The sequence below is a fragment of the Acidovorax sp. KPB24-07 genome, from assembly GCF_057543315.1.
Genome location: NZ_BAAJYS010000877.1, coordinates 1 through 684 on the forward strand (window position 1 = coordinate 1; position 684 = coordinate 684).

1 protein-coding gene is annotated in these 684 nt (G+C 70.6%); it reads right to left on the bottom strand.

Going from position 1 to position 684, the window contains the following annotated elements; genetic code table 11:
- Positions 1-206: 206 nt before the first annotated feature.
- A partial coding sequence (locus AC27IQ_RS26415; RefSeq protein ID WP_487091427.1) for a DUF3299 domain-containing protein occupies positions 207-684 on the bottom strand: 478 nt, incomplete at its 5' end.

The following is a 684-nucleotide window of genomic DNA, read 5'->3' on the forward strand; positions in this document are numbered from 1 at the left end:
GGCCAGGAGACGGAGGCCGAGGCGAGGCCCGGCGCCCCGCCGTGCACCACCTGGTGCATGCGGCCGAGCAACGGCGCCAGCAGCAGCGCGAACGCGATCCACCAGACGGCGATGCGTCGGCGGTGCGGCAGTGTCTGCGGGCGCGCGGCTGTCATGGTGAATGTGGGGGCGGCGGGTCGGGGCGCTGTGTCAGCGAAGCGCTCGCATCACGGGACGGGCCTGGCGTCGACCATGCGGTAGAACAGGCCGTACTCGTCGTTGCGCAGCGTCTCGAAGCGGCCCTCGACCACCACGGGTTCGAGCGAATACGTGACGGGGGACGAGGCCTTCACCTCGACCATGCTCTCCGGCCCGCCGGGAATGCAGAAGGCGCAGGTCAGCGGCACCGAGGTGAGCAAAAAGTGCCGCTGCTGCGGCTTGGCCGTCATGGGCACCATGAAGCCCTGCACGCGCTGCACGGTTTGGTTCAGCGCCTTCTGCTCGGGGTTGAAGACCGGCTCGATGCGGGTCTTGAGGGTTTTCTTTTGCAGGTTGGTCAGCGTGGACCAGGGGACCACGTCGCTGCGCGTGGGCAGCGGCTTGATCGGGCTTTGCGGGCTGTGGTAGCCCGCGCCGTTGCCCGGGGGCAGCCCACCGCCGCCCAGCGGGGACGACAGCGCCGCGCCGGCACCGTCCGGCGCCTGC